A 23,896-nucleotide genomic window follows, 5' to 3' on the forward strand; every position below is an offset into this window, starting at 1 on the left:
GTACATGAGCTCACGTTCGACGCCCCCTTCAACTGAGAATTGCGGATAGTTCGTCGGCGGCCGTGAGCACCGCATCTCGACCGTCGATGACGACGTCCTCACGATGCGAGATCAGGTTGATGCACGTCGGCGGTGAAGGCGGCTTACGCCGCACCGGCACCGCGAGCCCGTACGTGTTGGGCTCGACCTCACCGTGGGTGATCACCCAACCTTGTTGACGGGCAAGAGGAACCAAATCCCGTTCGCCCGGCCGCGGCGGCATGCTGGCGAGCAGCGCGATCCCCGCAGCGCCGCGTTCCAGCGGATATCTACTGCCCTCGTGAAACGACAGTTGATAAAAGACCTTGCTCGGCACGATCACCGCGATAGCCACCTGCTGATCACCCTCGGCGACCAGTAGCGACACCGTCGTGCCGAGTTCGTCGGCCAGTTTGCGCAGTGTCGGCACGCTCAACTGCCGCACATTGTTGTCGAACGACGCCCCCAACACGGCCAGTCCGGTGCCGGACCGGTACCGGCCGTCTTCGCCCTTGGCCACCATGCGGAACTGCGCGAGTGTGTTGAGCAACCGGTACGCGATCGTGCGGTGCACGCCGATGTCGTCGGCGACCTGCTGAACCGTCAAACCAGTTCGCGCGGTGGCGACCAGTTGCAGCGCGGCCAACCCTCTGGCCAGGGTCTGCGAGCCTGGCGCACCGTTGGGCGATTGGCCCTCGGAGACCATGGCGGCCCCTTCCTTGACAGATTCAGTCCGCGAGAGTGATGCTCTGACTATAGTGCACATGATTGTGCGATAAATGAGCAGAGTGCTTACAAATTACGAGAATCACATTCTCAAAGTCAAGAGAGGCTGACGAGTGGCGGAGCACGAGAGCGTGTGGAGTGACCTGCAGGGCGTCCCGTTCTCGCAGGGGTTCCTCGACGCGGGCGGAGTCCGCACCCGCTACCTGCATGCCGGTGAACCGGCGAACCCTGCACTGGTGTTCTTGCACGGGTCGGGCGGGCACGCCGAGGCGTATGTGCGCAATCTGGAGGCCCACGCCGAGCACTTCTCCACCTGGTCGATCGACATGCTCGGCCACGGCTACACCGACAAGCCCGGCCACCCGCTGGAGGTGCACCACTACGTCGACCACTTGATGGCGTTCCTCTACGCGATCGGCGCCGAGCGTGCGCACATCAGCGGCGAGTCACTCGGCGGCTGGGTCGCCGCGCGCGCCGCCGTCGACCACCCGGACCGGATCGACCGACTGGTGCTCAATACCGCGGGCGGTTCACAAGCGGACCCCGAGGTGATGAAGCGGATCATCACGTTGTCGATGGCCGCCGCGGAGGACCCGACGTGGGAGACCGTGCAGGCCCGGATCAAGTGGCTGATGGCCGACAAGTCCAAGGGTTACGACGACATCGTCGCGAGCAGGCAACGCGTCTACCGGCAGCCGGGGTTCGCCGCAGCGATGAAAGACATCATGGCGCTGCAGGATCCGGAGATCCGGGCGCGAAATCTGCTGGGCCCCGCCGAGTACGGCTCGATTACCGCACCGACCCTGGTGGTGTGGACCAGTGACGACCCCACGGCCGACGTCGAGGAAGGCCGTCGCATCGCGTCGATGATCCCGGGCGCCCGGTTCGAGGTCATGCCGGGCTGTGGGCACTGGCCCCAGTACGAGGACCCCAAGACATTCAACGCACTGCATCTCGACTTCCTGTTGGGGCGCTGAGGATGAGTAACCAGGCGGACGTCGTCATCGTCGGGGCCGGGCCGGTCGGCCTGACGCTGGCCAACATCCTTGGGCTGCAGGGTGTTCAGACCCTGGTGATCGACGAACGGCCGTCGTTGATCGACTACCCCCGCGGCGTCGGACTCGACGACGAAGCCATTCGCACCTTCCAGTCGATCGGTCTGGTCGACCGCATCCTGCCGCACACCGTGCCCAACCAGATCCTGCGGTTCTTCGACGCCAACCGCCGACTGCTCGCGGAGATGGCGCCACCCGATGCGCGGTTCGGATGGCCGAAGCGCAACGGGTTCGTGCAGCCGATGGTCGACGCCGAACTGCTCTCCGGCTTGGACCGATTCGACCACGTCGAGGTGTTGTGGAACAGGCGGTTGGAGTCCTGCAGGGAAAACTCCGAAGACGACGGCGGCGTGACCGTCGGATTCGCGGATGGCAGTGAGCCCGTGCGGGCAAGGTACGTCGTCGGGTGCGACGGCGGCCGAAGCGTCACACGCCATCTGATGGGGGTGTCGTTCGACGGCACCACATCGTCGACGCGCTGGCTGGTCATCGACTGCGCCAATGACCCGCTCGGTCATCCCAACAGTGAAGTGGGTGCCGACCCGGCGCGGCCGTACGTCTCGATCTCGATCGCGCACGGAATTCGGCGCTTCGAGTTCATGATTCACGCCGACGAGTCCGACGAGATGGCCGAGGATCCAGCGTTCGTCAGGCGCATGCTCTCGCAACTGGTACCCCATCCGGAGCGTGTCGACATCATCCGGCACCGGGTCTACACCCACCATTCCCGCATCGCTGGGGCGTTCCGCAAGGGCAGGCTGATGCTGGCCGGCGACGCCGCGCATCTGATGCCGGTGTGGCAGGGTCAGGGCTACAACAGCGGTATCCGCGATGCGGCCAACTTGGGCTGGAAGCTGGCGGCGGTGGTCAACGGGCACGCCGGGGATGGGCTGCTCGACACCTATGACGTCGAACGCCGCAAGCACGCCCGCGCCATGATCGATCTGTCCACCCTTGTGGGGCGTGTCATTTCGCCGACGAACCGGCGGGTGGCCGCGCTGCGTGACCGTGTCATCCACGCCGCTTCGGTGGTGCCCACGCTCAAGCGGTACATCCTCGAGATGCGGTTCAAGCCGATGCCGCGCTACCAGGAGGGCGCGGTGTTCCACACGGGAGGGGAGACGTCGCCGACGGGCACGTTGTTCATCCAGCCGCGGGTCGACACCCGCGACGCGCAGAACGTCCTGCTCGACGACGTGCTCGGCCCGGGGTTCGCCGTGCTGTGTTGGAGCAACAATCCCCGCGCGTTCCTCGGCGACGAGGTGTTCGGCCGGTGGAAAGCGTTGGGAGCCACATTTGTTTCCGCACGGCCGATGACGCAGCTGCACTGGACAGGACACGACGACCCCGACGTGGTGATCGTCGGCGACCGCACCGGTGCGCTGAAGTCGTGGTTCGACACCTACACCGATTCCGTGCTGTTCCTTCGGCCCGACCGCTGCATCGCGGCAGCGTGCATCGCCCAACGCGCTGCCGACGTGTCCGAATCGCTGTTCGAAGTTCTCTGTCTGACCCCGGGAGGAGGTAACGGTGCCACTCGCCCTCTGCTGTATGTCGCACAGCCCACTGCTGAATCTTCCGGGACCGTCGCAGGATCTCCTTGACGACATCGAGTCCGCGCTCGCCAGGGCGCGTGACTTCGTCGCCGCCTACGACCCCGAACTCGTCGTCACCTTCTCCCCGGACCACTACAACGGGTTCTTCTACCGGACGATGCCACCGTTCTGCATCGGCACCGCGGCCCGAGGCGTCGGCGACTACGGGACATACGCTGGCCCACTCGACGTGCCGGAGGACATCGCGACCGAATGCGCCAAAGCTGTACTGGAATCCGGCGTCGACGTGGCGATCTCGGCCAGCATGGACGTCGACCACGGCACGGTGCAGCCGTTGCAGAAGCTGTTCGGCGACGCGGCCGCGCGGCCGGTGATCCCGATCTTCATCAACTCGGTCGCGACGCCGCTGGGGCCGCTGCGAAGGGTGCGTGCGCTGGGTGCCGCCGTCGGCACGTATGTGGCCACCCTCGGCAAGCGCGTGTTGCTCGTCGGATCCGGTGGGCTGTCCCATGATCCGCCGGTGCCTACGCTGGCGACCGCGCCGCCCGCGGCACTTGACCGGATCGTGTACGGCCAGCCGATGACACCGGAGCAGCGGCAGGCCCGTCAGGTCGCGGTGATGGAGGCCGCGCGCGAGTTCGCCGACGGGCAGGGTCCACTTCAGCCGCTCAACCCGGACTGGGATCACGCATTCCTCGAGTTGCTCGACGCCAACCGACTCGCCGACGTCGACGCGTGGTCGAACAGCTGGATCGAGAAGGAGGCCGGCCACTCGGCCCACGAAATCCGCACCTGGGTGGCGGCATTCGGCGCGCTGACCGCGCACGGCCGGTACGCGACGAAGGACCGCTTCTACCGGGCCGCACCCGAATTGATCGCGGGGTTCGCGATCCGAACGGCGGTGCTGGATGTCTGAGGCGTTTGACCACACCGTCGACGTCCTGGTGGTCGGGTCCGGCGGGGGCGGCATGACGGCCGCGCTCGCCGCCGACGCCTCGGGTCTGGACACCCTCGTCGTGGAGAAGTCGCCGCAGTTCGGCGGGTCCACGGCGCTGTCCGGTGGCGGTATCTGGGTGCCGGGTGCCCCGAGCCAGCGCAAGGCGGGCTACGTCCCCGACCCCGACGGCGTCTTCGAGTATCTCAAGCGGATCACCGGCGGTTTGGTCAGCGACGCGCGGTTGCGGCAGTACGTCGACAGCGCGCCGGCGATGATGGAGTTCCTCGAGAAGCTCAGCCCGTGGTTCGAGTTCGTCTGGAAGCCGGGCTACGCCGACTATTACCCCGAGTTGCCTGGCGGCTCGGAACTTGGCAGCACCATCAACGTTCCCGCAATCGACCTGCGTAAGCTCGGCGACCAGGAGCAGCATCTGCTGCGGCCGCTGGCTCTTGCGCCGAAGGGAATCTGGTTCGCCCCCAAGGATCTTCGGCTGTTCTATCAGGTTCGGCAGAACTGGCGTGGCAAAGCGGTACTGGTCAAACTGATCTGGCGGATGTTCCGGGCCCGGGTGTTCGGTGACCGGATGGCGGCCATCGGCCAGTCGTTGGCCGCCCGCCTGCGCCTGGCGCTCAAACAGCAGGACATTCCGCTGTGGCTGAACGCGCCGATGACCGAACTGATCACCGATGTCGACGGCAGCGTGATCGGTGCGGTGGTCGAACGGGACGGCGGACAGCTTCGCATCTGCGCGCGCCGCGGCGTGATCCTGGCCAGCGGCGGATTCGACCACGACATGACCTGGCGTCGCCAGCACCTGCCGGTGCTCGAAAAGGACTGGAGCTTCGGAAACCCCGCGGCAACGGGCGACGGTATCCGGGCGGGGGAGAAGGTGGGCGGCGCGACCGATCTGCTCGACGAGGCGTGGTGGTTCCCCGCCATCTGCTGGCCGGACGGCCGTCTGCAGTTCATGCTCAACGAACGCATGATGCCGTCACAGTTCGTCGTCAACGGCGACGGGAAGCGGTTCATCAACGAGGCGGCGCCCTATATGGATTTCGCCCACGCGATGATCGACGGTCAGCGCTCCGGGGTCACCCACATCCCGTGCTGGCTGATCACCGACATTCGGTCGTTCCACCGCTACGTCGTCGCAGGCCACCTGCCGATCCCGAAGATTCCGTTCGCACCGGTGCCCACCGGGTGGAAGGTGCCGAAGGCGTGGCTGGAATCCGGTGTGGTCAAGGAAGCCAACAGCTTCGAGGAACTCGCGGCGAAGATCGGGGTGCCCGCGGACAACCTGCGAGCCACCGCCGAGCGGTTCAACCAGTTGGCGCACAAGGGCCACGACGACGACTTCAACCGCGGCCACAGCGCCTACGACAACTACTACGGCGACCCGACGCTGCCGAATCCGAACTTGTTTCCGCTCGGCAAGCCGCCGTATTACGCGTTTCAGATCATCCTCGGCGACCTGGGCACATCGGGCGGGCTGCGCACCGACGAATACGCGCGGGTGCTCCGCGAGGACGACAGCATCGTCAAAGGCCTGTACGCGGTGGGCAACGCGTCGGCGGCCGTGATGGGACGCAGTTACGCGGGGGCGGGCGCAACCATCGGGCCTGCTATGACATTCGGCTACGTGGCCGCCAACCACATCGCAAGCACAACCGAGAGCAATCATCAAGACCGCTCGATCTTCCAAGGAGGAAGCAAGTGAAGATTTCTTTGTTCTACGAGTTTCCGCTGCCTCGGCCGTGGGCGCCCGACGACGAGCACACGCTCTTCCAGGACGGACTCGACGAGGTGGAAGCCGCAGACAAGGCGGGCTTCTCGACAGTGTGGCTGACCGAGCACCACTTCCTCGAAGAGTACTGTCACTCGACCGCGCCCGAGATCTTCCTCGCTGCAGCGAGCCAGCGCACCAAGGACATTCGGCTCGGCTTCGGCATCATGCATCTCCCGCCCGCCGTAAACCATCCCGCCCGCGTAGCCGAGCGCGTGTCGACACTCGACCTGCTCTCCAACGGCCGGGTGGAGTTCGGCACCGGTGAGTCCTCCTCGGTTGGCGAGTTGGGCGGCTTCGGCATCGACCCCGCCGACAAGCGCAAGATGTGGGAAGAGGCGCTGGAAGTCTCGATCCGCTGCATGATCGAGGAACCGTTCACCGGCTTCAAGGGCGAGCACGTCGAAATGCCGCCGCGCAACGTGGTTCCCAAGCCGCTGCAGAAGCCGCACCCGCCCGTGTGGGTTGCGTGCACCCGACCGGCGTCGGTCTCGATGGCCGCGCAGAAAGGCCTTGGCGCACTGAGTTTCGCCTACACCGGCCCCGGCCCGCTGGCCGAGCGGGTGAACGGCTACTACAAGGAGTTCGAAGAGAGCGCGGTGCCCGTCACGCCCCAGATGAACCCGAACATCCTCGCGATCGGCGGCGACCTGTCGATGATGGTGGCCCCCACCGACGAGCAGGCCATCGAGCGTCTCGGCAAGGGCGGCGGCTTCTTCGCGTTCGGCATCATGCACTACTACATGACCGGCATGCACACCCCGGGCCGGACCGGAGTGTGGCAGCGGCACCTCGAAGAGATCGAAAAGGATCCGAGCATCGTCTACGGCCCGGACCGTGGCCCGATCGGCAGCCCGGCGACCGTACGCGAATTCCTGCGCGGGTACGAGGACAGCGGCGTCGACGAACTGATTCTGCTGCTGACCCCACGTCGTCACGAGGAGACGATGGAGTCGATCGAGTTGATGGGCAAAGAGGTGCTGCCCGAGTTCATCGAGCGCCACGAGAAGTCGGCCGCCGAGAAGGCCAAGCGCATGGAGCCGATCCTGGAGAAGGCCGAGGCCCGCAGGCCGGCATCCAATGCGCCCGCGTTCGACGAGACGTACGCATTCGGCGGACTGCCCACCGGCCGTGAGAACTACACCGCCAACGAAGTGTCGTTGGCGATGGACGAGATGAATGCTGGCATCGAAGCCGCTGCGGCGAAGCTGAAGTCGGGGGAAGGATGGACGAGTCGGAATCCTTCTGCGGACGCGAGGAGCAGTGAAGACTAGGGCCGACAAGAAGTGAGCATCGACGAACTCTGGCGCTACGACGGTAAGCGCGCCGTCGTCACTGGCTGCGCGTCGGGCATCGGTGCGCACGTCGCGCGTCAGCTCACCGAACTCGGCGCCGAGGTCGTCGGGCTGGACGTGAAACGCCCCGCATTGCAGCTCAAGGAGTTCCACGAGGTCGATCTCGGCGATGCGGCGGCCATCGACAGGGCAGCGGAAGCCATCGACGGACCGGTCAACGCGCTGTTCAACATCGCGGGCGTGTCGTCCGGGATCAAGGACCCGCTGCGGGTGGTGACCATCAACTTCCTCGGCACCCGGCACTTCATCGAGGCGATGGTGCCCAGAATGCCGCCGGGGTCGGCGATCGCGAATGTGTCGTCGTTGGCGGCCTCCACGTTTCGCGAGAATGCCGTCGACACGGTCGGCTTGCTCGACACCGCGTCCATGGCTGACGGGATCGAGTGGTGTCGGTGCAATCCCGGGCCGGTCGCCTACGGCGGCGGCTATCGGCTGTCGAAGGAGGCGCTGATCCTCTACGGCATGGCCAACGTCGCTGCGTTGGGCGCCAAAGGAATTCGGATCAACTGCACCGGCCCGGGTGTCACCGATACCCCGATCCTCGATCAACTGCGCTCGGCGTATGGGCAGGAGTTTCTCGACTCCTTCCAGACGCCGCTCGGTCGCGTCGCAGGCCCGGACGAACAAGCCAGTGTGCTGGTGTTCCTCAACAGCGATGCGGCGCGCTACATCAGTGGTCAAGTGATCTGGGTGGACGGTGGTTCGGTGGCGGAAAGGGTGTTCGGTGACGTGACCGACGAGCGAAGAGCAGAACATGGCCAGCCTGAGTGACTTTCGCCGCGTCGCAGACGACGTCCGCAACTGGGGCCGTTGGGGTGACGCCGACGAACTCGGCACGCTGAACTTCATCACCGCCGAGAAGGTTCAGCAGGCGGCCGCGCTGGTCAAGAGCGGCAAGGTCGTCTCGCTCGGCGGCGACTTCGGTTCGGGCGGCCCTCAGGGCGCCTTCCAGTTCCGGCAAAACCCCACGCACGTGATGACCGTCGACGGCGGTGACGCGAACACGCTGGCCGAATTCGGGCCACAATGGCTGCGCAATTCGGTGGCGCATCAAGTCAGCGAGTTCTTCGTGGACAACCCGTTCCGGTTCAACGACGACATGATCGTGATGCCGTTACAGGCCGCCACGCAGTGGGATGCGCTGTCTCACGTCTACTACGAGGACAAGCTCTACAACGGTTTCCCCGCGGACTCGGTGACCAGCTTCGGGGCCTACCACTGCGGCATCGACAAGGTCGACGGCAAAGGCATCATCTCGCGTGGCGTACTGCTCGACGCGGTCCGTCACCGCGGCGCTGACGTGTTCCTCGAACCCGGAAACCCGGTCACCCCAGCAGAACTCGACGACATCGCCAAGGCGCAGGGGGTGACTGTCGGCCAAGGCGACATCGTGGTGGTGCACACTGGTTGGTGGACCCGGTTCTGCGCCACCGGCGACGGCGCTGAACCGGGGTCGGGTCTGCACTGGACCTGCGCGTCCTGGCTGCACGACAACCAGGTGGCCGCGGTCGCCGCCGACAACCTGATGGTGGAGGACCCCGACCCGGGCAACGGCGTCGAGGGCACCTTCCTGCCAATGCACATGCTGTGTCTGCGCGACATGGGCCTGATGCTCGGCGAGTACTGGAACCTCACCGAGTTGGTGGCCGACTGCGCCAATGACGGCGTGTACGAATTCCAGCTGATCGCACCCCCGTTGCGCGTCGTCGGCGCCGTCGGCTCCCCGGTAAACCCCATCGCAATCAAGTAGGTAGGACATGACTACGAGCACAACCACAGGCGGCGCGCCACTGGTCGTCGGTCTCGGCGGGACGCTGCGGGCCAACTCGTCCACCGAGCGCGCGCTGCGGTACTGCCTGGAGGCCGTCGAACGACAGGGCGGGCGGACGACGTTCTTCGCCGGACCCGACCTCGACCTGCCGATGTACGCGCCGCATGAACTGAAGCGCACGCCGAAGGCGCTCGAATTGGTCAGCGCATTGCGCGATGCCGACGCGGTCGTCGTCGGCTCACCCGGCTACCACGGCGCGGTGTCCGGATTGGTGAAGAACGCGCTGGACTACATCGAGGATCTGCGCGACGACCCACGGGTCTACCTGGACAACACGCCGTGGGGTTGTATCAGTTGCGCTTACGGATGGCAGGCGGCGGTCGGAACGCTCGGTCAATTGCGCAGCATCGGCCACGCCCTGCGCGCATGGCCCACCCCGCTCGGCGTCGCGATCAATTCGGCCGACCAGATATGGGATGACGTCGGTCGGCTCGCCGACACAGGTGTGCAGGGCCAACTGGACATGCTTGCCACTCAACTGCTGGCGTTCGCTCGCGCCGCCTGGGAAACGGCGTGACCGACTACTCCCGCAAGACCATCCTTGTCGACGGACTGGTCACCGCGTATCTCGAAGCGGGACAGGGCGATCCGGTCGTACTGCTACACGGCGGTGAGTTCGGCGTCAGCGCGGAGATCGGGTGGGAACGCAACATCGCCGCAGTCGCCGCACACCACCGTGTGTTCGCGTTGGACATGCTCGGTTTCGGCGGTTCGGCGAAGGTGATCGACTTCAATGACGGCCGCGGCATGCGGATCAGGCACATCGCGCGGTTCTGCGATGCGGTCGGCATCGAGTCGGCACATTTCGTCGGCAACTCGATGGGCGCGGTGAACCTGTTCGTCGACGCCACCTCGGACACCCCGCTGCTGCCCGCACGCACCCTGGTGATGATCTGCGGTGGCGGCGAGATCCAACGCAACGAGCACTCCGCCGCGCTCTACGACTACGACGCAACGCTTTCCGGGATGCGGCGCATCGTCGAGGCGCTGTTCTACGACCCCGCCTACCCCGCCGACGACGCCTACGTCCGGCGGCGCTACGAGTCGAGCATCGCACCGGGCGCATGGGAAGCGCTCGCGGCCGCGCGATTCCGGCGACCAGGATTGGAGCCGCCTGCACTGCCGTCGAGTGACCGGCCGTACCACCGCATCGCGGTACCCACGCTGGCGGTGGAAGGAGGGTGCGACAAACTCCTTGCGCCGGGGTGGGCGGCGGAGATCGCAGCCAAGATCCCCGGCGGCCGATCCTGTGTGGTGCCAAAAGCCGGTCACTGCCCGCAGATTGAGCAACCATCGGTGGTAAACCACGTGCTGGTGGACTTCCTGAACGAGGTGCAACGAAAGGTGCCTGCGTCATGGGGCTGAACATGTCGTGTCGAAATGCACCTTTTGCACCCTTCTACTCGACCTTTCCGTACAAAACGTGCATTTCGGCGTAAGGAGTCGGCGGTATGGGCGACGAACTGGCGGGCGAGGTCGCTGTCGTGACCGGCGGTGCGTCGGGCCTCGGGGAAGGGCTGGTGCGACGGTTCGCCGCGGAGGGCGCCAAGGTCGTCATCGGCGACGTCGACGTCGACAGCGGTAGAGCGCTGGCGGCTGAGTTGGGCGACAACGCCTTGTTCGTCGAGGCCGACGTCGCCGACTTCGACCAGGTCGGGAGGCTGGTGTCGACGGCGGTCGAGAGTTACGGCGGCCTGCACGTGATGGTCAACAACGCCGGCATCTCGGGCACCATGCACCGAAGCTTCATAGACGACGACCTCGCCGACTTCCACAAGGTGATGGCGATCAACGTGGGCGCCGTGATGGCGGGCACCCGCGACGCCGCACGACACATGTCGGAACACGGCGGCGGGTCGATCATCAACATCACCTCGATCGGGGGCATCCAAGCAGGCGGCGGCGTGATGTCCTACCGGGCATCGAAAGCGGCGGTCATCCAGTTCACCAAGTCGGCCGCAATCGAATTGGCGCACTACGAGATTCGGGTCAACGCCATCGCACCAGGCAACATCCGCACCGCGATCGTGCGCAAGTCGGCGGCGGGGGAGGATCGCGAAAAGCTGGCGGAGTTCGAAGAGAAAATCCGCGCCCAGATGCGCGCCGACCGCCCACTCAAACGCGAGGGCACCGCCGAAGACGTCGCCGAAGCCGCGCTCTACTTCGCCACGGACCGGTCGCGGTACGTCACCGGCACGGTATTGCCGATCGACGGCGGCACCGTCGCGGGCAAGGTGATCCGGCGCAAGTGACGTGTTTAAATCAGTCGCTTGACTTAAGGCGGGCTACGGGATTGACTAGGCAGGTGACCATTGCCAGGACCGTGCGCGCCGATCGGGCCAGCTCCACCCAAGAAGCGATACTGAAGGCCGCCGAGCGCCTGTACGCCGAGCACGGCGTCTACGCAGTATCGAACCGGCAGGTCAGCGAGGCGGCGGGACAAGGAAACAACGCCGCGGTCGGCTACCACTTCGGGACGAAGACCGACCTGGTGCGGGCCATCGAGCAGAAGCACCGCGCGTCGATCGAGGGACTGCTCGACTCGATGGTCGCCGAGACCGGTGACTCGACGGAGTTGCGCGACTGGATCGCGTGTCTGGTGCAGTCGTTCACCGAACACCTGGCGCGACTCGGCAACCCGACGTGGTACGCACGGTTCGCCGCTCAGGTGATGGCCGACCCCGCGTATCACAAGATCGTGACCAAGGACGCGCTTGCCTCGCCGTCGCTGGCGCGGGTCGTCGATGGCATCACCCGGTGTCTGCCGAACCTGCCGATGGCCGTGGTCGCCGAGCGCAACATCATGGCGCGCAACCTGATGATGCACACCTGCGCCGACTTCGAGCGCGCTTTCGCCGAAGGCGCCGACGTTCCCCGGATGAGTTGGAACGCCGTCGGATCCGGCCTGATCGACGCGATCGTCGGACTGTGGTGCGCACCCGTCACGGAGCATGACTGACGTGAAAGTGACTGTCGACCAGGACAAGTGCGTCTCATCGGGCCAATGCGTGCTGAACGCGAGCGAAGTGTTCGACCAGCGTGACGACGACGGCGTCGTGATCCTCTTGTCCGCCAACCCGCCTGGCGATCAGGCCGAGAACGCCCGAAAGGCAGCGGCGGCCTGCCCCGCCATGGCCATCGACATCGAGGAATGACATGTCGGAAACCTTGACCCAGTTGGACATCCCCGAATACCCGATGGACCGCGACGCGCGCTGCCCGTTCGCACCGCCGCCGCAGGTACTCGAGATGGGTGCGGAAAAGCCACTGTCGCGGGTACGCATCTGGGACGGCAGCACGCCGTGGCTGGTCACCGGACACGAGGTGGCGCGGGCGTTGTTCGCCGACTCGCGGGTCAGTGTCGACGATCGCCGCGAGGGTTTCCCGCACTGGAACGAGCACATGCTCTCGACGGTGTACAAGCGGCCGCGTTCGGTGTTCACCTCCGACGCCGAGGAGCACACCCGGTTCCGGCGGATGCTGTCCAAGCCGTTCACCTTCAAACGCGTCGAGGGTCTGCGCCCCGCCATCCAGGAGGTCACCGACGAGTGCATCGACGCCATCCTGGCCGGACCGCAACCCGCCGATATCGTCGCCAAGCTGGCGCTGCCCGTGCCTACCCGGGTGATCAGCGAAATGCTCGGCGTGCCATACGAAGACCACGAGTTCTTCCAGCATCACGCCAACGTCGGACTGGCCCGCTACGCCACCGCGGAAGACGGCCAGAAGGGCGCGATGAGCCTGGCCGGCTACCTGATCGATCTGGTCAAGAAGAAGATGGAAAACCCGTCGGAGGACGCCGTGTCGGATCTGGCCGACCGCGTCAACGCGGGCGAGATCGACGTCAAGGAAGCCGCGCAACTGGGCACCGGCCTGCTGATTGCCGGGCACGAGACCACCGCCAACATGATCGGTATCGGGGTGCTGGCGCTGCTGGAGATTCCGCAACAGGCTGCGCTGCTTCGTGATTCCAACGATCCGAAGTTCATCGCCAACGCCGTCGAAGAGCTGATGCGCTACCTGTCGATCATCCAGAACGGGCAGCGCCGGGTGGCCATCGAGGACATCGTGATCGGTGGTGAGACCATTCGCGCCGGCGAGGGCATCATCTTGGACCTCGCTCCGGCGAATTGGGATGCCAGCGCCTATCCCGAACCGGACAAGCTCGACCTGACCCGCGACGCGGGCCAGCAGTTGGGCTTCGGCTACGGCCGCCATCAGTGTGTCGGCCAGCAACTCGCCCGCGCTGAGCTTCAGATCGTCTTTCACACGCTGCTGCGGCGCATTCCGACGCTGCGTCTTGCCATCCCGTCCGACGAGGTGCCGTTCAAGCACGACCGCCTCGCGTACGGCGTTTACGAACTTCCCGTTACCTGGTGATTGGAGCGTCGACCATGTCAACTCAAACAGCCACCCTCTATCCCGCCGAGGGCTGGGGCGCACCCAAGAACCGCAGAGGACACGCGGCCGGGGTGTCCGTCGGACTCCCCGAAGGCACCGAGATCTTCTCGGCCGACAACCACATCTCGGTGGCCGACGACATCTTCTTCGAACGATTCCCCGACGACCTGAAGGGTCAAGCGCCACGTATCTGGTACGAGGACGGCGCGTACATGGTCGGCATGAAGGGCAAGTCGTGGGTCGGTGGCGACTTCGGCCGCGTGCTGATGCAGTACGACGACCTCGCGGGCGCCGCATCCAACAACATCGAGGCGCGCATCCAGGAACTCGCCGAGGACGGCATCGACAAGGAGTTGGCGTTCCCGAACGCCGTGCTGGCGCTGTTCCACTACCCGGACAAGGCGCTGCGCGAACGCGTGTTCCGCATCTACAACGAGTACATGGCCGACCTGCAGGAGCGGTCGAACGGCCACTTCTACGGTGTCGGGCTGATCAACTGGTGGGACCCGAAGGGCACCAGAAGCACGCTCGAAGAGCTGAAGGCGTTGGGGCTCAAGACGTTCCTGCTGCCGCTGAATCCCGGCAAGGACGACGAAGGCAACGTCTACGACTACGGCGGTACGTCGATGGATGCGGTCTGGGATGAGATCGAGGCGGCGGGACTGCCGGTGACCCACCACATCGGCGAGACCCCGCCGAAGACCCCCTGCGAGAACAACAGCGTCGTCGTCGGCATGATGATCAACGTCGACTCGTTCCGCGAGCAGTTCGCCAAGTACGTGTTCTCCGGCATCCTGGATCGCCATCCGAGCCTGAAGATCGGCTGGTTCGAAGGCGGCATCGCCTGGGTGCCAACGGCGTTGCAGGACGCCGAGCACATGCTGGCCTCGTACCGGCACATGTTCAACCACGAACTCGCCCACGGTGTCGAGTACTACTGGGACAACCACATGGCGGCGTCTTTCATGGTGGACCCGCTCGGTCTGCGGTTGATCGACCGGATCGGTGTCGACAACGTGTTCTGGTCGTCGGACTATCCGCACAACGAAAGCACCTTCGGCTACTCGGAGAAGTCGCTGGCGGCCGTCGTCGACGCCGTGGGCCCTCAGAATGCGGCCAAAATCGTCAGCACGAACATCAAGAAGTTCCTGGGACTCGACGGATGACCGCATCCCTGACCGCGGTCACCTCCGCGCTCGATATTCCGAAATCGCCCGACCGCAACCGGATGTACCGCGAAAGCGGCGCCCGGCTACGGGCAGCAATGGCGGACAACGGGGTCGACGCGCTGATCCTGCTCGGCAACGGCAGCGTGGTGTATGCCACCGGCGCAAGCTGGCCGCTGCTGGATGCGGGGCTGTCCCACGTCGAACGCCCCGTCGCGATCGTGCTGGCCGACGACGAGCATCCACACCTGTTCATGCCGCAGCGGGGTGGTGACGCATCGGAGACTGAGGTGCCGTCCGATCACCTGTATCCGCCGCTGTACCTCGAATTCGACGAGGGGGTGGAGCATTTCGCCCGGGTACTGGCCGAGCTCATCCCGGCAGCGGCGACGGTCGGCGTCGATGAACTGACCGGCGCGATGCGCCGAGCGGCGGACCGGTTGTTCCCCGGCGGCCCACCGGTAGACGCCGCACCTGTCGTGGGTGCGGCCAAACTGGTGAAGACGGCCGATCAGATCTCGTGTATCCGCCGGGCGTGCCGCATCACCGACGAGGCGGCCGTCGACGTGCAGAAGGCCCTGGCCCCCGGTGTCCGCCAGATCGACCTGTCGGCGGAATTCGTCCGGCGCGCGTTCGAACTCGGCGCCACCGCGAGCATGCTGGAGCCGATCTGGCAGGTCATGCCTGCCACCAAGGCCGAGGGCACCTGGACCACACACGGCGACCTCGCGCTTCCGCTGCTGACCACGGAGCGCGAATTGGTCAAGGGTGACGTGTTGTGGACGGACGTCAGCATCACCTATACGGGGTTCTGCTCGGACTTCGGCCGGACCTGGTTGGTGGGCGAAACACCGTCCGAACGCCAGCAGGACCAGTTCCGGAAGTGGCGCAGCATCCTCGACGCGGTGCTGAAGGTGACCAAGGCGGGTGCGACGTCTGGCGACCTGGCGCGTGCCGCGATCGCCGCCAACGGCGGTCAGAAGCCGTGGCTGCCGCACTTCTACCTGGGCCACGGCATCGGCACCAATGCGGCCGAAATGCCGATGATCGGAACGGATCTCGGCGAGGAATTCGACGACAACTTCGTCTTCCCGGCCGGCATGGTGCTGGTGCTCGAGCCGGTGGTCTGGGAGGACGGCACCGGCGGCTATCGAAGCGAGGAGATTGTGGTGATCACCGAGGACGGCTACGTGCCGTTGACCAACTACCCGTATGCCCCCTATGGCGACTGAAATCGTGCCCGACGAACGGGCATTGCGAATCGGTCGGCGCGAACGCGCCTTCGCCCAGATGGAAGCGCACGACCTCGATGTGCTGGTGCTCGGCAGGCAGGCCAACGTCCGGTACTTCTCCGGCGCGCCGCAGTTGTGGGTCGCAGGTACCAGGCCATTCGGGCCGATCTGCACGGTCGTGCGCTCGAGCAGAGACATCCACTTGAACAGCACATGGGACGAGGGGATGCCTGACGACATCCCACACGAGAACCTCTACGGATTGGCGTGGAACCCGATGACCTTGATCGAGGTGCTCAAGGCAATCCCCGGCGCCTCGACCGCGCGTCGGGTCGGAACCGACGCGCTCACACCGTCATTCGCCAAGCTGCTTCCGCTGGCGTTCCCGAACGCCGAGTTCGTCGACGGTGAACTGGCCATGCGCACCGCACGGCGGATCAAGACGCCGGAAGAGGTGATCGCGCTGCGCGGGGCGTTGCAAATCGCCGAGGAATCCCTGGCCGCTGCGGTCGGCGCGGTTGCGGTGGGCGCCACCGCAAAGGACTTGACGGCAATTCTGCTGGAGGCACAGGCCGCGGGCGGGGTGAGTACGCCCGCCACGCAGGAAGGTGTGTGGATCACGTCGCGGCGCGCCGGTGGGCGGATTCAAAGCGGCGATCTGGTGGCCTTCTCGGCAGGCGTCCTGCGCGACGGCTATGTCGGCGAGGTGGGTCGGACGTGGCCGGTCGGCGAGGTCGATCCGTCGGCTCTGTACGACCGGTGGAATGCCTTGTGGGACAGGCTCGCGGCGGCATGCCAACCCGGTCGGCCCGCGGTGGACCTGCTCAAGGCGTATGAGGACGCCGGTGAGCCGCTGCCGCCCATGCCGGTCGCCCATGGCCTGGGGCTGGGATTCGACCCACCCGTCGTGGTGCCGCCACTGCGCGCCACCGCGACGCAGGAAATCCTGGACCCAGGAATGGTGCTGTCGGTCACCGGTTACGTGTGGCAGGACGGGTTGGGTGCGGTGTTCGGGCGCGAGGCAGTGCTCATCGCGCCGGACGGCCCGGAGCTGTTGACGTCGAGTCCGTCGTGGGGCGATCGCGCCAGCGCGGCAGTCAGCTGAAGGAGTTCTGATGGCAGACAGTAAAAGTCGTCCCAAGCCCGAAGAGATCATTCTCTACGAGAAGGATCCGAAGACCAAGATCGCCACGATCACCTTCAACCGTCCCGAGTACCTCAATGCGCCCACCTCGATGGCTAGGTTGCGGTACGCGGATCTGCTTCGCGCCGCGACCGTCGACAACGACGTCAAAGTCGTGGTGATTCGAGGCGTCGGAGACAACCTCGGCAGCGGCGCCGATCTGCCGGAATTCATGGAGGGCTACGACGACACGGATCTCCGGCTGGCCGAACTACGGCTGGAGGACGAGGGCGTCGGCGAGGTCAGCTATCCGCCTGCGGGGACGTTCCGCAGCGGGGCAACCATCAGCGCCTGGTATGCGAACGTGCAGGCAGGTAACCGGCCGCTGCAGGAACTCAAGAAGATCAGCATCGTCGAAGCCAAGGGCTACTGCTACGGCTGGCACTTCTACCAGTGCGCCGACGCGGATCTGGTGATCTCGTCCGAGGACGCTCTTTTCGGTCATCCGTCGTTCCGCTATTACGGCTGGGGCCCGCGGATGTGGACGTGGGTGCAGATGATGGGCCTGCGGAAGTTCCAGGAGATGGTGTTCACCGGACGGCCCTTTACGGCCGCCGAGATGTATGACTGCAATTTCCTCAACAAGGTGGTACCGCGGGATCAGCTCGAGGCGGAGGTCGACAAGTACGCGCGGGCCTGCGCGCGAAACCGGCCCGTTGACACCGTCTTTCAGCAGAAGATGTTCTTCGAGATCTACAAGCAGCACCAGGGCGAGTACATGGGCAGTCTGTTGTCCGCGTTCTTCGAGTCGATGGGCAGCGGTGTCGCGAACGACGACACCGAAGACCTCGACATGATGGACGCCATCGACAGCGGACTGGCCGACGCCGTCAACGACAACGACAGCAAGTTCCCGCCCGAGTTCCGGTTGAGTAAGTCGAACCGCAAGAAGAAGAGCTAGTGACGGCGCTCGACGGTTTCATCGTCGTCGACCTCTCCAGCGGCATCGCTGGCGCGTACTGCACCAAGCTGCTGGCCGACGGTGGCGCCGAGATCATCAAAGTGGAGACGCCCCAAGGTGATCCGCTGCGCCGTTGGTCGGCCTCGGGCGCCGACATTCGATCGGGTGACGGTGGCGCACTGTTCAGCTTCCTGGCCTGTTCGAAGCGCAGCGTCGTCGCGGACGTCGACACCGACCTGGACTTCGTCAATGAGTTGCTCGCCGACGCTGACGCGGTGGTGTGGTCGCGGGGTTCGGCGGTCGCTGACGCGTTGCCACCCGCTGAAATCCGCCGCGCGCATCCGCACCTGACCGTCACGTCCATCACGCCGTTCGGTCTGGACGGGCCGTGGGCGGACCGGCCCGCCACCGAGTTCACCCTGCAGGCGTGGTCGGGCGGCATCGTCGGGCTCGGGCGCGGATCGGCTGACCGCGCACCGGTTTTCGTCGGCGGTCAGGTCGGCGAGTACCTCGCGGGCGCGTATGCCAGCGCCGCGACGTTAGCATCGAGGATGCGTGGCGCCGCTGAATTGATCGACCTGTCGATGCTCGAGACCCAGATCCTCGGCCTCACCTATTATCCGGTGAGCTACTTCGAGATGCTCGGCAGGCCGTGGCGTGACGCGCGCCGGCTCACCGTGCCCGGTATTGCGCGGGCCAAGGACGGTCTGATCGACATCGGCTGCGGGACCGCGCAGCAGTGGTTCGATCTGTGCGCGATGACCGGCCATCAGGACTGGATCGACGAGGAGTCGCCGCTGTCGATCACCGAACAGGCCAACGAGAAGGCCGACGAACTGTACGCCTGGGTCGAGAGCAAGACCGTCGACGAGATCCGCGATCTCGCGACCGCGTTCAGGATCCCCAACGCGCCGGTCGCCAACGGCGCCAATGTCGAATCCCTCGACCACTTCGTCGAGCGCAAGTCCTTCGTGCGCAATCCGCGCGATGGATTCACCCAACCGGCGCCGCCGTATCGCACCACGCCGGACGTGCTGCGAGCGCCACAACCGGCGCCGCGACTCGGCGAGCACACCGACCAGTACCGCCGAAACGGACAAACGAGTCGAAAAAAGGCCCGAAATCGCGCCCAAATGTCCGTTACGGCGTTGCCGTTCGAGGGGTTGCGCGTTGTCGACATGACGACGTTCTGGGCCGGGCCGTCGTGCACCCACATGCTCGCCATGCTGGGCGCCGAGGTGATCCATGTCGAGTCGACGCGGCGCCCGGACGGCACCCGGTTGATCGCGGGCATCCCGGTCACCGAGGACCAGTGGTGGGAGAAGTCGCCGATCTTCTCCGGGCTCAACACCAACAAGAAGGGGCTGACGCTCGACCTGCAGAGCGCCGCGGGCCGCGAACTGCTGATGCGGCTGATCGAAACCTGCGACGTCATCGTCGAGAACTTCACCCCGCGTGTGCTCGACCAGATGGGCCTGGATTTCGCTGCCGTGCAGGCGGTTCGGCCCGATGCGATCATGCTGCGGATGCCCGGCTTCGGCCTCGACGGACCGTGGCGGGACAACTCGGCGTTCGCCTACGTCATCGAGGCGGCGTCCGGGATCAGTTGGCTGACCGGGTATCCGGACCACAACCCGTACGAACCGTATTCCGTCGGCGACCCCAACGCGGGCGTGCATGCGCTCAACGCGATGCTGATCGCGCTCGAGCATCGTCGCCGAACCGGTCAGGGCGTGCACATCGAGGCGGCGATGGTGGACGCCGCGCTCAACGCCGCCGCCGAGCAGGTGATCGAGCACTCGGCCTACGGCGCGCTACTGCAGCGCGACGGAAACCGCGGGCCGACGGCCGCGCCGCAGAATCTCTATCGCACCAGCGAGATCGACGAGTTCGGCAGGCGGGACTGTTGGGTCGCCGTCGCGGTCACCACCGCCGCCCAATGGTCGGGATTGTCTGCGGCGCTTGGTGATCCGGAGTGGGCGACGGATCCCGCGCTGGCGACGGCAGACGGCAGGCGCCGACACCACGACCGGATCGACGAGCAGCTGAACGCATGGTGTGACATTCGCACCGGCGACGAGATCGTCGAGGCGCTGTGGGGCCGCGGGGTGCCGGTCGCAAAGGTCATGCAACCGCACCGGCAATCGGAGCTGCCGCAGTTGGCCGCGCGCGGCTTCTTCGAGGACGTCGCGCACCCGGTGAACGCGGCGACACCGCACAGCACGCTGCCGTTCCGGTCGACGCGCGGGTTGGAGCGGATCCATGTGCGGCCCGCGCCACTTCTCGGGCAGCACAATCGAGAGGTGCTGTCGGAGCTGGGACTAAGCGATCAGGAGATCGACGATCTCGACGCCGCGGGCGTGATCGGCACTGCGCCGGCAATGGGCGGCGCGAACGTCTGAACGCAAAAGCGGCAAACTATCATGGACTCATGGCTGCAAGCGGAAAGCGTCCGGCCCGCCGTCGAACGTCCCCACTGGATCCGGCGGTCGCCGACACGGACGAGGTCTCGGTTTCCACTGTCGACGAAACCGACCGTGAGATCATCCGCTTACTGTGTGCAAACGGACGGGCCAGCAATGTCGACATCGCCAAAACCATTGGCGTCACCGAGACCACCGTCCGCAAACGCATCGCAAGGCTGTTGTCCACCGGTGCCATCGAAGTCGTCGCGATACCGAGTCCGAGCCTGGCCGGACTGAACCTGTCTGCGATCATCGGGATCTCCACCGAACTGCACAGTCTGCGTACCGTCTGCCGAAACCTCGCGGCGCTGCCCGAGGTCCGCTACTGCGGATACTCAACCGGCCGTTTCGATCTCATCATCGAGGCCTTCTTCGCCGATCAGGCGCACGTGCTGAGCTTCACCACCGATGTGCTCGGCGCGATGGAGGGCATCACCGCGGTGGAGACCTCGCTGATCCTCAAGATCGAGAAGTTCTCGTTCGAGTGGTAGTCCGCTATTCGGTCGCGGGCTGCTCGATCTGGTAGACGTTGGTCTTCGTCAGCTGCTCGTACTGCGCCGGATTGTGGATGCGCAGCCAGTAGGTACGCAGCACGCCGACGAGAATCAGTGCGGGAAGGCTCAGTAGCAGCACGGTGTTGATCCAGCCGGTCTGCCCGGACAGCAGCGCGAAGTTCTTGGCCACCAGATACGAGGCGATCAGAAGACCCACAAGGCTCAGCAGCGGAGCGACCAACGTGCTCCACCGCGACAGCCCATGGTCGGTGTGCCGGATGTTGAAGTACACCAGGATCGAGGCCGAACACATTGTTTGCAACACGATCACCGCGAGTACGCCGCCGGAGACCACGGGCAGGAAGACGTTGAGATACGCGTCCTTGGCGCCCGCGATGATGAATGCGCCGATCACCAACAAGGCGAAAACCGTCTGCACGACGTTCGCACGGTGCGGCGAGCGGTGGATCGGATGCACGCGCGCGGTGGACTCGGGCAGCAGGCGTTCACGACCCAGCGTGTGCAGATAGCGGATTGCGGTGTTGTGAAATGCCAATGCTGACGCGAATGCGCTGGTAACCAACAAGATCTCGGTGACCACGACGGCTGGGTGTCCGACGTAGCTCTCCATGGCGGTGAAGACGAGTCGGACGGGATCGGCGGTTGATGCGGCCACGATCTGCGTCTTGCCGTACGCCGTGAAGATGATCCACGCCATGAATGTGTAGAAGATGCCGAGGAATCCGACCGCCAGGTAGATAGCGCGGGGCACCGTCTTCTCGGGCTGCCGCGACTCCTCGGCGTAGATCGCCGTCGACTCGAATCCGATGAACGCGCCGAACACGATGGCGAACATGGCGCCCGTGCCGCCGCCCGCGAAGATGGCCGACGGCGCGAACGAACTGAAGTCGATGCCTTCTGGGCCGCCCCTGAACAACACGCAGATGCCGAGGATCAGCAGCACACCCGCCTCGGTCATCAGTGCCACCCCGAGGACCTTGGCGCTGATCGAGATCTGGCGGTGGCCGAGGAACGCCACGATCGCCAGTGACGCCAACGACCAAGCCCACCAAGGGATGTCGGCGCCGGTGACCCTGTCCAACGGTGTTGCGGCGAACGCGCCCACGACGGCGATCTCGCCGATGGCGATGGTCGAGTAGGAGACCATCGCCAGGATCGCGGCCCCACCACCGGCCATCTTCCCGAAAGCTTGACCGATGTAGGCGTAGAACGCGCCGGCATTCGGTATGCGCAGCGCCATCTTGGTGAGCCCGACGGCGAAGAAGAGCAGCACCAAGCTGGCCACGAGTTGCGCACCTGGCGCGCCGATTCCGCCGATGCTGAACGACAGAGGTGTGTATCCGGCGACGACCAGCAGGGGGCCGGCGGCGGCGATCACGAAGAACGCCAGTTCGAGCGGCCCCATGCCTTTCGGCCGGGGCGCGCTCTGGCGGGTTGGCGAGTCCAGCTTGGGCTTCGGTGAGGTCTCTGTCATCGGACACCGTCCGTGTCGTACTGAGCACGGTAGGCGGTGAACGCCGACTCGAAGCAGTCGAGGTCCGGGATCAGCAGGCCCGCGCCGATCTGCCCGCCGGAGCGGCCCGCGAGTCCACCGTCGATCATCGGTGTTCGTCCTAGCCGCCGGACCTCCATCAAGTCGATGCCCACCGGGGTGCCGCGGAATCCCAGCGCAGGTATCGCGAAGTCCGGGTGCTCGGCGAGCGTGATGTCGTAGAGCGCAAGGTTGTTCGCCATCATCTTCTCGAAGCTGCCGCCCTGGTAAGCCTGCAGCGCGGGCGCGGCGGCCTGCGCGAACGCGCCAAGTCCCGCCACTTCAGTGAAGCAGCTTTCGCCGCCGATCCATTCGACGTCGTCCTGGCCGAACCCGTCGAAGAACTTGCCGTCGAGGCGCGGATGCGCACCGGTGAACCATTGATCGCCCAACCCGCTGACGCGGATCGCGAACGAGCGGCAGTTGATGTTCATTCCGCTGAGCAGTGTGCTGGCAGGCACGCCGTGCGCGGCGTCCGCGATGGCCTTGGCCGCCGCCATCCCCATACGCAGGAACGTGTAGTCGTTCTCCCGGAAGAAGTCGAGTACATCGGATACCGCGGTCGCACTGCGCGTGTTGCCCATCTTGATGAAGGACGATGTCAGTTCACGCTCGAAAATCATTGTGCCTGCGGTGTTACGGCTGTGCAGCTCGTCACCGAGGCGCAGCGCCCGCGTCATGATCGGCTTCAACGGAAGCGGCCCGTGCAGTTTCAGCGCTTCGGCCAGCACCGGGGCCATGGTGTGCTCCAACCACCGCAGGCCGTCCCGGACCTCGTCGTTGTACGAACCGTAGTTCAGGCGGTGCCTGCTCTTGCCCTCGTAGAGGTTGCAGAACGCAGTGCCGCCGTAGGTGTCTTCCCGGACCACCAGCACGGGCATGGAGGCGGTGTAGATTCCCGCGACGGATCCGATGCAGTGATGCTGCTGGGTGCTGCGCACGACGATGCGGCCGCTGTCGAGTCCTTTCTCGGCCGCCTCGAGCGAATCGGCGAGTCCTTCGTACACAGCGGCGAACAGAATCGACCGGCGCTGCCCGCCGGTGTACTGCGGCCACTCCAACGGCGCTCCCGACGTCAGGATCGTCGCATCGGTCATCCCGGGAACGACGGCGCGGGCCGCGGCGACGTCGACGAGCACCGGTTCGGCAGACAACAGGCGTTCCAGCGCAGTGGCATTCGCTTGCCTACGCCGCAGTTCGGCGTTCTCGGTCAACGGTAGCGGCATCGTTTCTGTCGTCAT

General features: G+C 65.5%; 22 protein-coding genes. 19 read left to right on the forward strand and 3 right to left on the reverse strand.

Annotation, left to right across the window (positions count from 1 at the left end):
- Window positions 1-28 precede the first annotated feature (28 nt).
- Entirely contained in the window at window positions 29-724 is a 696-nt protein-coding gene (locus tag A5724_RS28375) for an IclR family transcriptional regulator (protein WP_067810176.1), read from the reverse strand.
- A gap of 133 nt (window positions 725-857) precedes the next feature.
- On the opposite strand from A5724_RS28375, the gene A5724_RS28380 reads away from it, so the two are divergent.
- The 19 genes from A5724_RS28380 (at window position 858) to A5724_RS28470 (ending at window position 21,100) form a co-directional block, all read left to right on the forward strand.
- Window positions 858-1,721 (forward strand): alpha/beta fold hydrolase, encoded by an 864-nt coding sequence (locus tag A5724_RS28380; RefSeq protein ID WP_067810178.1) that lies wholly within the window; start codon window positions 858-860, stop codon window positions 1,719-1,721.
- A gap of 2 nt (window positions 1,722-1,723) precedes the next feature.
- On the forward strand, window positions 1,724-3,403 hold the full coding sequence (locus A5724_RS28385; protein WP_067810180.1) for a bifunctional 3-(3-hydroxy-phenyl)propionate/3-hydroxycinnamic acid hydroxylase: 1,680 nt from the start codon (window positions 1,724-1,726) through the stop codon (window positions 3,401-3,403).
- Window positions 3,351-4,271 (forward strand): 3-carboxyethylcatechol 2,3-dioxygenase, encoded by a 921-nt coding sequence (locus tag A5724_RS28390; RefSeq protein WP_067810182.1) that lies wholly within the window; start codon window positions 3,351-3,353, stop codon window positions 4,269-4,271. Before A5724_RS28385 ends, A5724_RS28390 begins: the two co-directional genes overlap by 53 nt.
- Entirely contained in the window at window positions 4,264-6,009 is a 1,746-nt protein-coding gene (locus A5724_RS28395; RefSeq protein ID WP_067810184.1) for an FAD-binding protein, read from the forward strand. Before A5724_RS28390 ends, A5724_RS28395 begins: the two co-directional genes overlap by 8 nt.
- Window positions 6,006-7,349 (forward strand): LLM class flavin-dependent oxidoreductase, encoded by a 1,344-nt coding sequence (locus A5724_RS28400; protein WP_067810186.1) that lies wholly within the window; start codon window positions 6,006-6,008, stop codon window positions 7,347-7,349. Before A5724_RS28395 ends, A5724_RS28400 begins: the two co-directional genes overlap by 4 nt.
- A 12-nt stretch (window positions 7,350-7,361) precedes the next feature.
- On the forward strand, window positions 7,362-8,201 hold the full coding sequence (locus tag A5724_RS28405) for a coniferyl-alcohol dehydrogenase (RefSeq protein WP_067810188.1): 840 nt from the start codon (window positions 7,362-7,364) through the stop codon (window positions 8,199-8,201).
- A complete protein-coding gene (locus A5724_RS28410) occupies window positions 8,185-9,180 on the forward strand; it encodes a cyclase family protein (RefSeq protein WP_067810190.1) in 996 nt (331 codons plus the stop codon). The genes A5724_RS28405 and A5724_RS28410 overlap by 17 nt, the downstream gene beginning before the upstream one ends.
- Window positions 9,181-9,187: 7 nt before the next feature.
- Window positions 9,188-9,778 carry an NADPH-dependent FMN reductase gene (locus tag A5724_RS28415; protein WP_067810192.1) on the forward strand — a complete coding sequence of 197 codons (591 nt, stop codon included), beginning with the start codon at window positions 9,188-9,190 and terminating at the stop codon, window positions 9,776-9,778.
- Complete coding sequence (locus A5724_RS28420) at window positions 9,775-10,626, forward strand: alpha/beta fold hydrolase (RefSeq protein WP_067810194.1); 852 nt, start codon at window positions 9,775-9,777, stop codon at window positions 10,624-10,626. The genes A5724_RS28415 and A5724_RS28420 overlap by 4 nt, the downstream gene beginning before the upstream one ends.
- Before the next feature lie 86 nt (window positions 10,627-10,712).
- On the forward strand, window positions 10,713-11,513 hold the full coding sequence (locus tag A5724_RS28425) for an SDR family NAD(P)-dependent oxidoreductase (RefSeq protein ID WP_067810196.1): 801 nt from the start codon (window positions 10,713-10,715) through the stop codon (window positions 11,511-11,513).
- A complete protein-coding gene (locus A5724_RS28430) occupies window positions 11,510-12,220 on the forward strand; it encodes a TetR family transcriptional regulator (RefSeq protein WP_082965328.1) in 711 nt (236 codons plus the stop codon). The genes A5724_RS28425 and A5724_RS28430 overlap by 4 nt, the downstream gene beginning before the upstream one ends.
- Before the next feature lies 1 nt (window position 12,221).
- Window positions 12,222-12,416 (forward strand): ferredoxin, encoded by a 195-nt coding sequence (locus tag A5724_RS28435; protein ID WP_067810290.1) that lies wholly within the window; start codon window positions 12,222-12,224, stop codon window positions 12,414-12,416.
- A 1-nt stretch (window position 12,417) separates the two neighbouring features.
- Window positions 12,418-13,641 (forward strand): cytochrome P450, encoded by a 1,224-nt coding sequence (locus A5724_RS28440; RefSeq protein ID WP_067810205.1) that lies wholly within the window; start codon window positions 12,418-12,420, stop codon window positions 13,639-13,641.
- A 14-nt stretch (window positions 13,642-13,655) separates the two neighbouring features.
- Window positions 13,656-14,828, forward strand: a complete 1,173-nt coding sequence (locus A5724_RS28445) for an amidohydrolase family protein (RefSeq protein WP_067810207.1) — start codon at window positions 13,656-13,658, stop codon at window positions 14,826-14,828.
- Entirely contained in the window at window positions 14,825-16,060 is a 1,236-nt protein-coding gene (locus A5724_RS28450) for a Xaa-Pro peptidase family protein (RefSeq protein WP_067810209.1), read from the forward strand. The genes A5724_RS28445 and A5724_RS28450 overlap by 4 nt, the downstream gene beginning before the upstream one ends.
- On the forward strand, window positions 16,050-17,165 hold the full coding sequence (locus tag A5724_RS28455; protein ID WP_067810211.1) for a Xaa-Pro peptidase family protein: 1,116 nt from the start codon (window positions 16,050-16,052) through the stop codon (window positions 17,163-17,165). Before A5724_RS28450 ends, A5724_RS28455 begins: the two co-directional genes overlap by 11 nt.
- A gap of 10 nt (window positions 17,166-17,175) precedes the next feature.
- Window positions 17,176-18,144 (forward strand): enoyl-CoA hydratase/isomerase family protein, encoded by a 969-nt coding sequence (locus A5724_RS28460; protein WP_067810214.1) that lies wholly within the window; start codon window positions 17,176-17,178, stop codon window positions 18,142-18,144.
- Entirely contained in the window at window positions 18,144-20,546 is a 2,403-nt protein-coding gene (locus A5724_RS28465; protein ID WP_067810216.1) for a CoA transferase, read from the forward strand. Before A5724_RS28460 ends, A5724_RS28465 begins: the two co-directional genes overlap by 1 nt.
- Before the next feature lie 29 nt (window positions 20,547-20,575).
- Window positions 20,576-21,100, forward strand: a complete 525-nt coding sequence (locus A5724_RS28470) for an Lrp/AsnC family transcriptional regulator (RefSeq protein WP_067810218.1) — start codon at window positions 20,576-20,578, stop codon at window positions 21,098-21,100.
- Window positions 21,101-21,104: 4 nt separating this feature from the next.
- Here A5724_RS28470 and A5724_RS28475 read toward each other — a convergent pair whose 3' ends face one another.
- Together A5724_RS28475 and A5724_RS28480 are read right to left on the reverse strand one after the other, a co-directional pair.
- A complete protein-coding gene (locus A5724_RS28475; RefSeq protein WP_082965329.1) occupies window positions 21,105-22,598 on the reverse strand; it encodes an APC family permease in 1,494 nt (497 codons plus the stop codon).
- On the reverse strand, window positions 22,595-23,896 hold the full coding sequence (locus A5724_RS28480; RefSeq protein ID WP_067810222.1) for a DUF1116 domain-containing protein: 1,302 nt from the start codon (window positions 23,894-23,896) through the stop codon (window positions 22,595-22,597). Before A5724_RS28480 ends, A5724_RS28475 begins: the two co-directional genes overlap by 4 nt.

The sequence above is a fragment of the Mycobacterium sp. ACS1612 genome, from assembly GCF_001667505.1.
In the GTDB taxonomy this organism is placed as follows: domain Bacteria; phylum Actinomycetota; class Actinomycetes; order Mycobacteriales; family Mycobacteriaceae; genus Mycobacterium.

Excerpts from the sequence above, each read along its gene's own strand:
- A5724_RS28455 (WP_067810211.1), top strand. The coding sequence starts at position 16,050 with ATGGCGACTGAAATCGTGCCCGACGAACGGGCATTGCGAATCGGTCGG.
- A5724_RS28375 (WP_067810176.1), bottom strand. The coding sequence starts at position 724 with ATGGTCTCCGAGGGCCAATCGCCCAACGGTGCGCCAGGCTCGCAGACC.
- A5724_RS28390 (WP_067810182.1), top strand. The coding sequence starts at position 3,351 with ATGTCGCACAGCCCACTGCTGAATCTTCCGGGACCGTCGCAGGATCTC.
- A5724_RS28415 (WP_067810192.1), top strand. The coding sequence starts at position 9,188 with ATGACTACGAGCACAACCACAGGCGGCGCGCCACTGGTCGTCGGTCTC.
- A5724_RS28445 (WP_067810207.1), top strand. The coding sequence starts at position 13,656 with ATGTCAACTCAAACAGCCACCCTCTATCCCGCCGAGGGCTGGGGCGCA.
- A5724_RS28385 (WP_067810180.1), top strand. The coding sequence starts at position 1,724 with ATGAGTAACCAGGCGGACGTCGTCATCGTCGGGGCCGGGCCGGTCGGC.
- A5724_RS28450 (WP_067810209.1), top strand. The coding sequence starts at position 14,825 with ATGACCGCATCCCTGACCGCGGTCACCTCCGCGCTCGATATTCCGAAA.
- A5724_RS28395 (WP_067810184.1), top strand. The coding sequence starts at position 4,264 with ATGTCTGAGGCGTTTGACCACACCGTCGACGTCCTGGTGGTCGGGTCC.
- A5724_RS28440 (WP_067810205.1), top strand. The coding sequence starts at position 12,418 with ATGTCGGAAACCTTGACCCAGTTGGACATCCCCGAATACCCGATGGAC.
- A5724_RS28480 (WP_067810222.1), bottom strand. The coding sequence starts at position 23,896 with ATGACGACAGAAACGATGCCGCTACCGTTGACCGAGAACGCCGAACTG.
- A5724_RS28470 (WP_067810218.1), top strand. The coding sequence starts at position 20,576 with ATGGCTGCAAGCGGAAAGCGTCCGGCCCGCCGTCGAACGTCCCCACTG.
- A5724_RS28410 (WP_067810190.1), top strand. The coding sequence starts at position 8,185 with ATGGCCAGCCTGAGTGACTTTCGCCGCGTCGCAGACGACGTCCGCAAC.
- A5724_RS28425 (WP_067810196.1), top strand. The coding sequence starts at position 10,713 with ATGGGCGACGAACTGGCGGGCGAGGTCGCTGTCGTGACCGGCGGTGCG.
- A5724_RS28460 (WP_067810214.1), top strand. The coding sequence starts at position 17,176 with ATGGCAGACAGTAAAAGTCGTCCCAAGCCCGAAGAGATCATTCTCTAC.
- A5724_RS28475 (WP_082965329.1), bottom strand. The coding sequence starts at position 22,598 with ATGACAGAGACCTCACCGAAGCCCAAGCTGGACTCGCCAACCCGCCAG.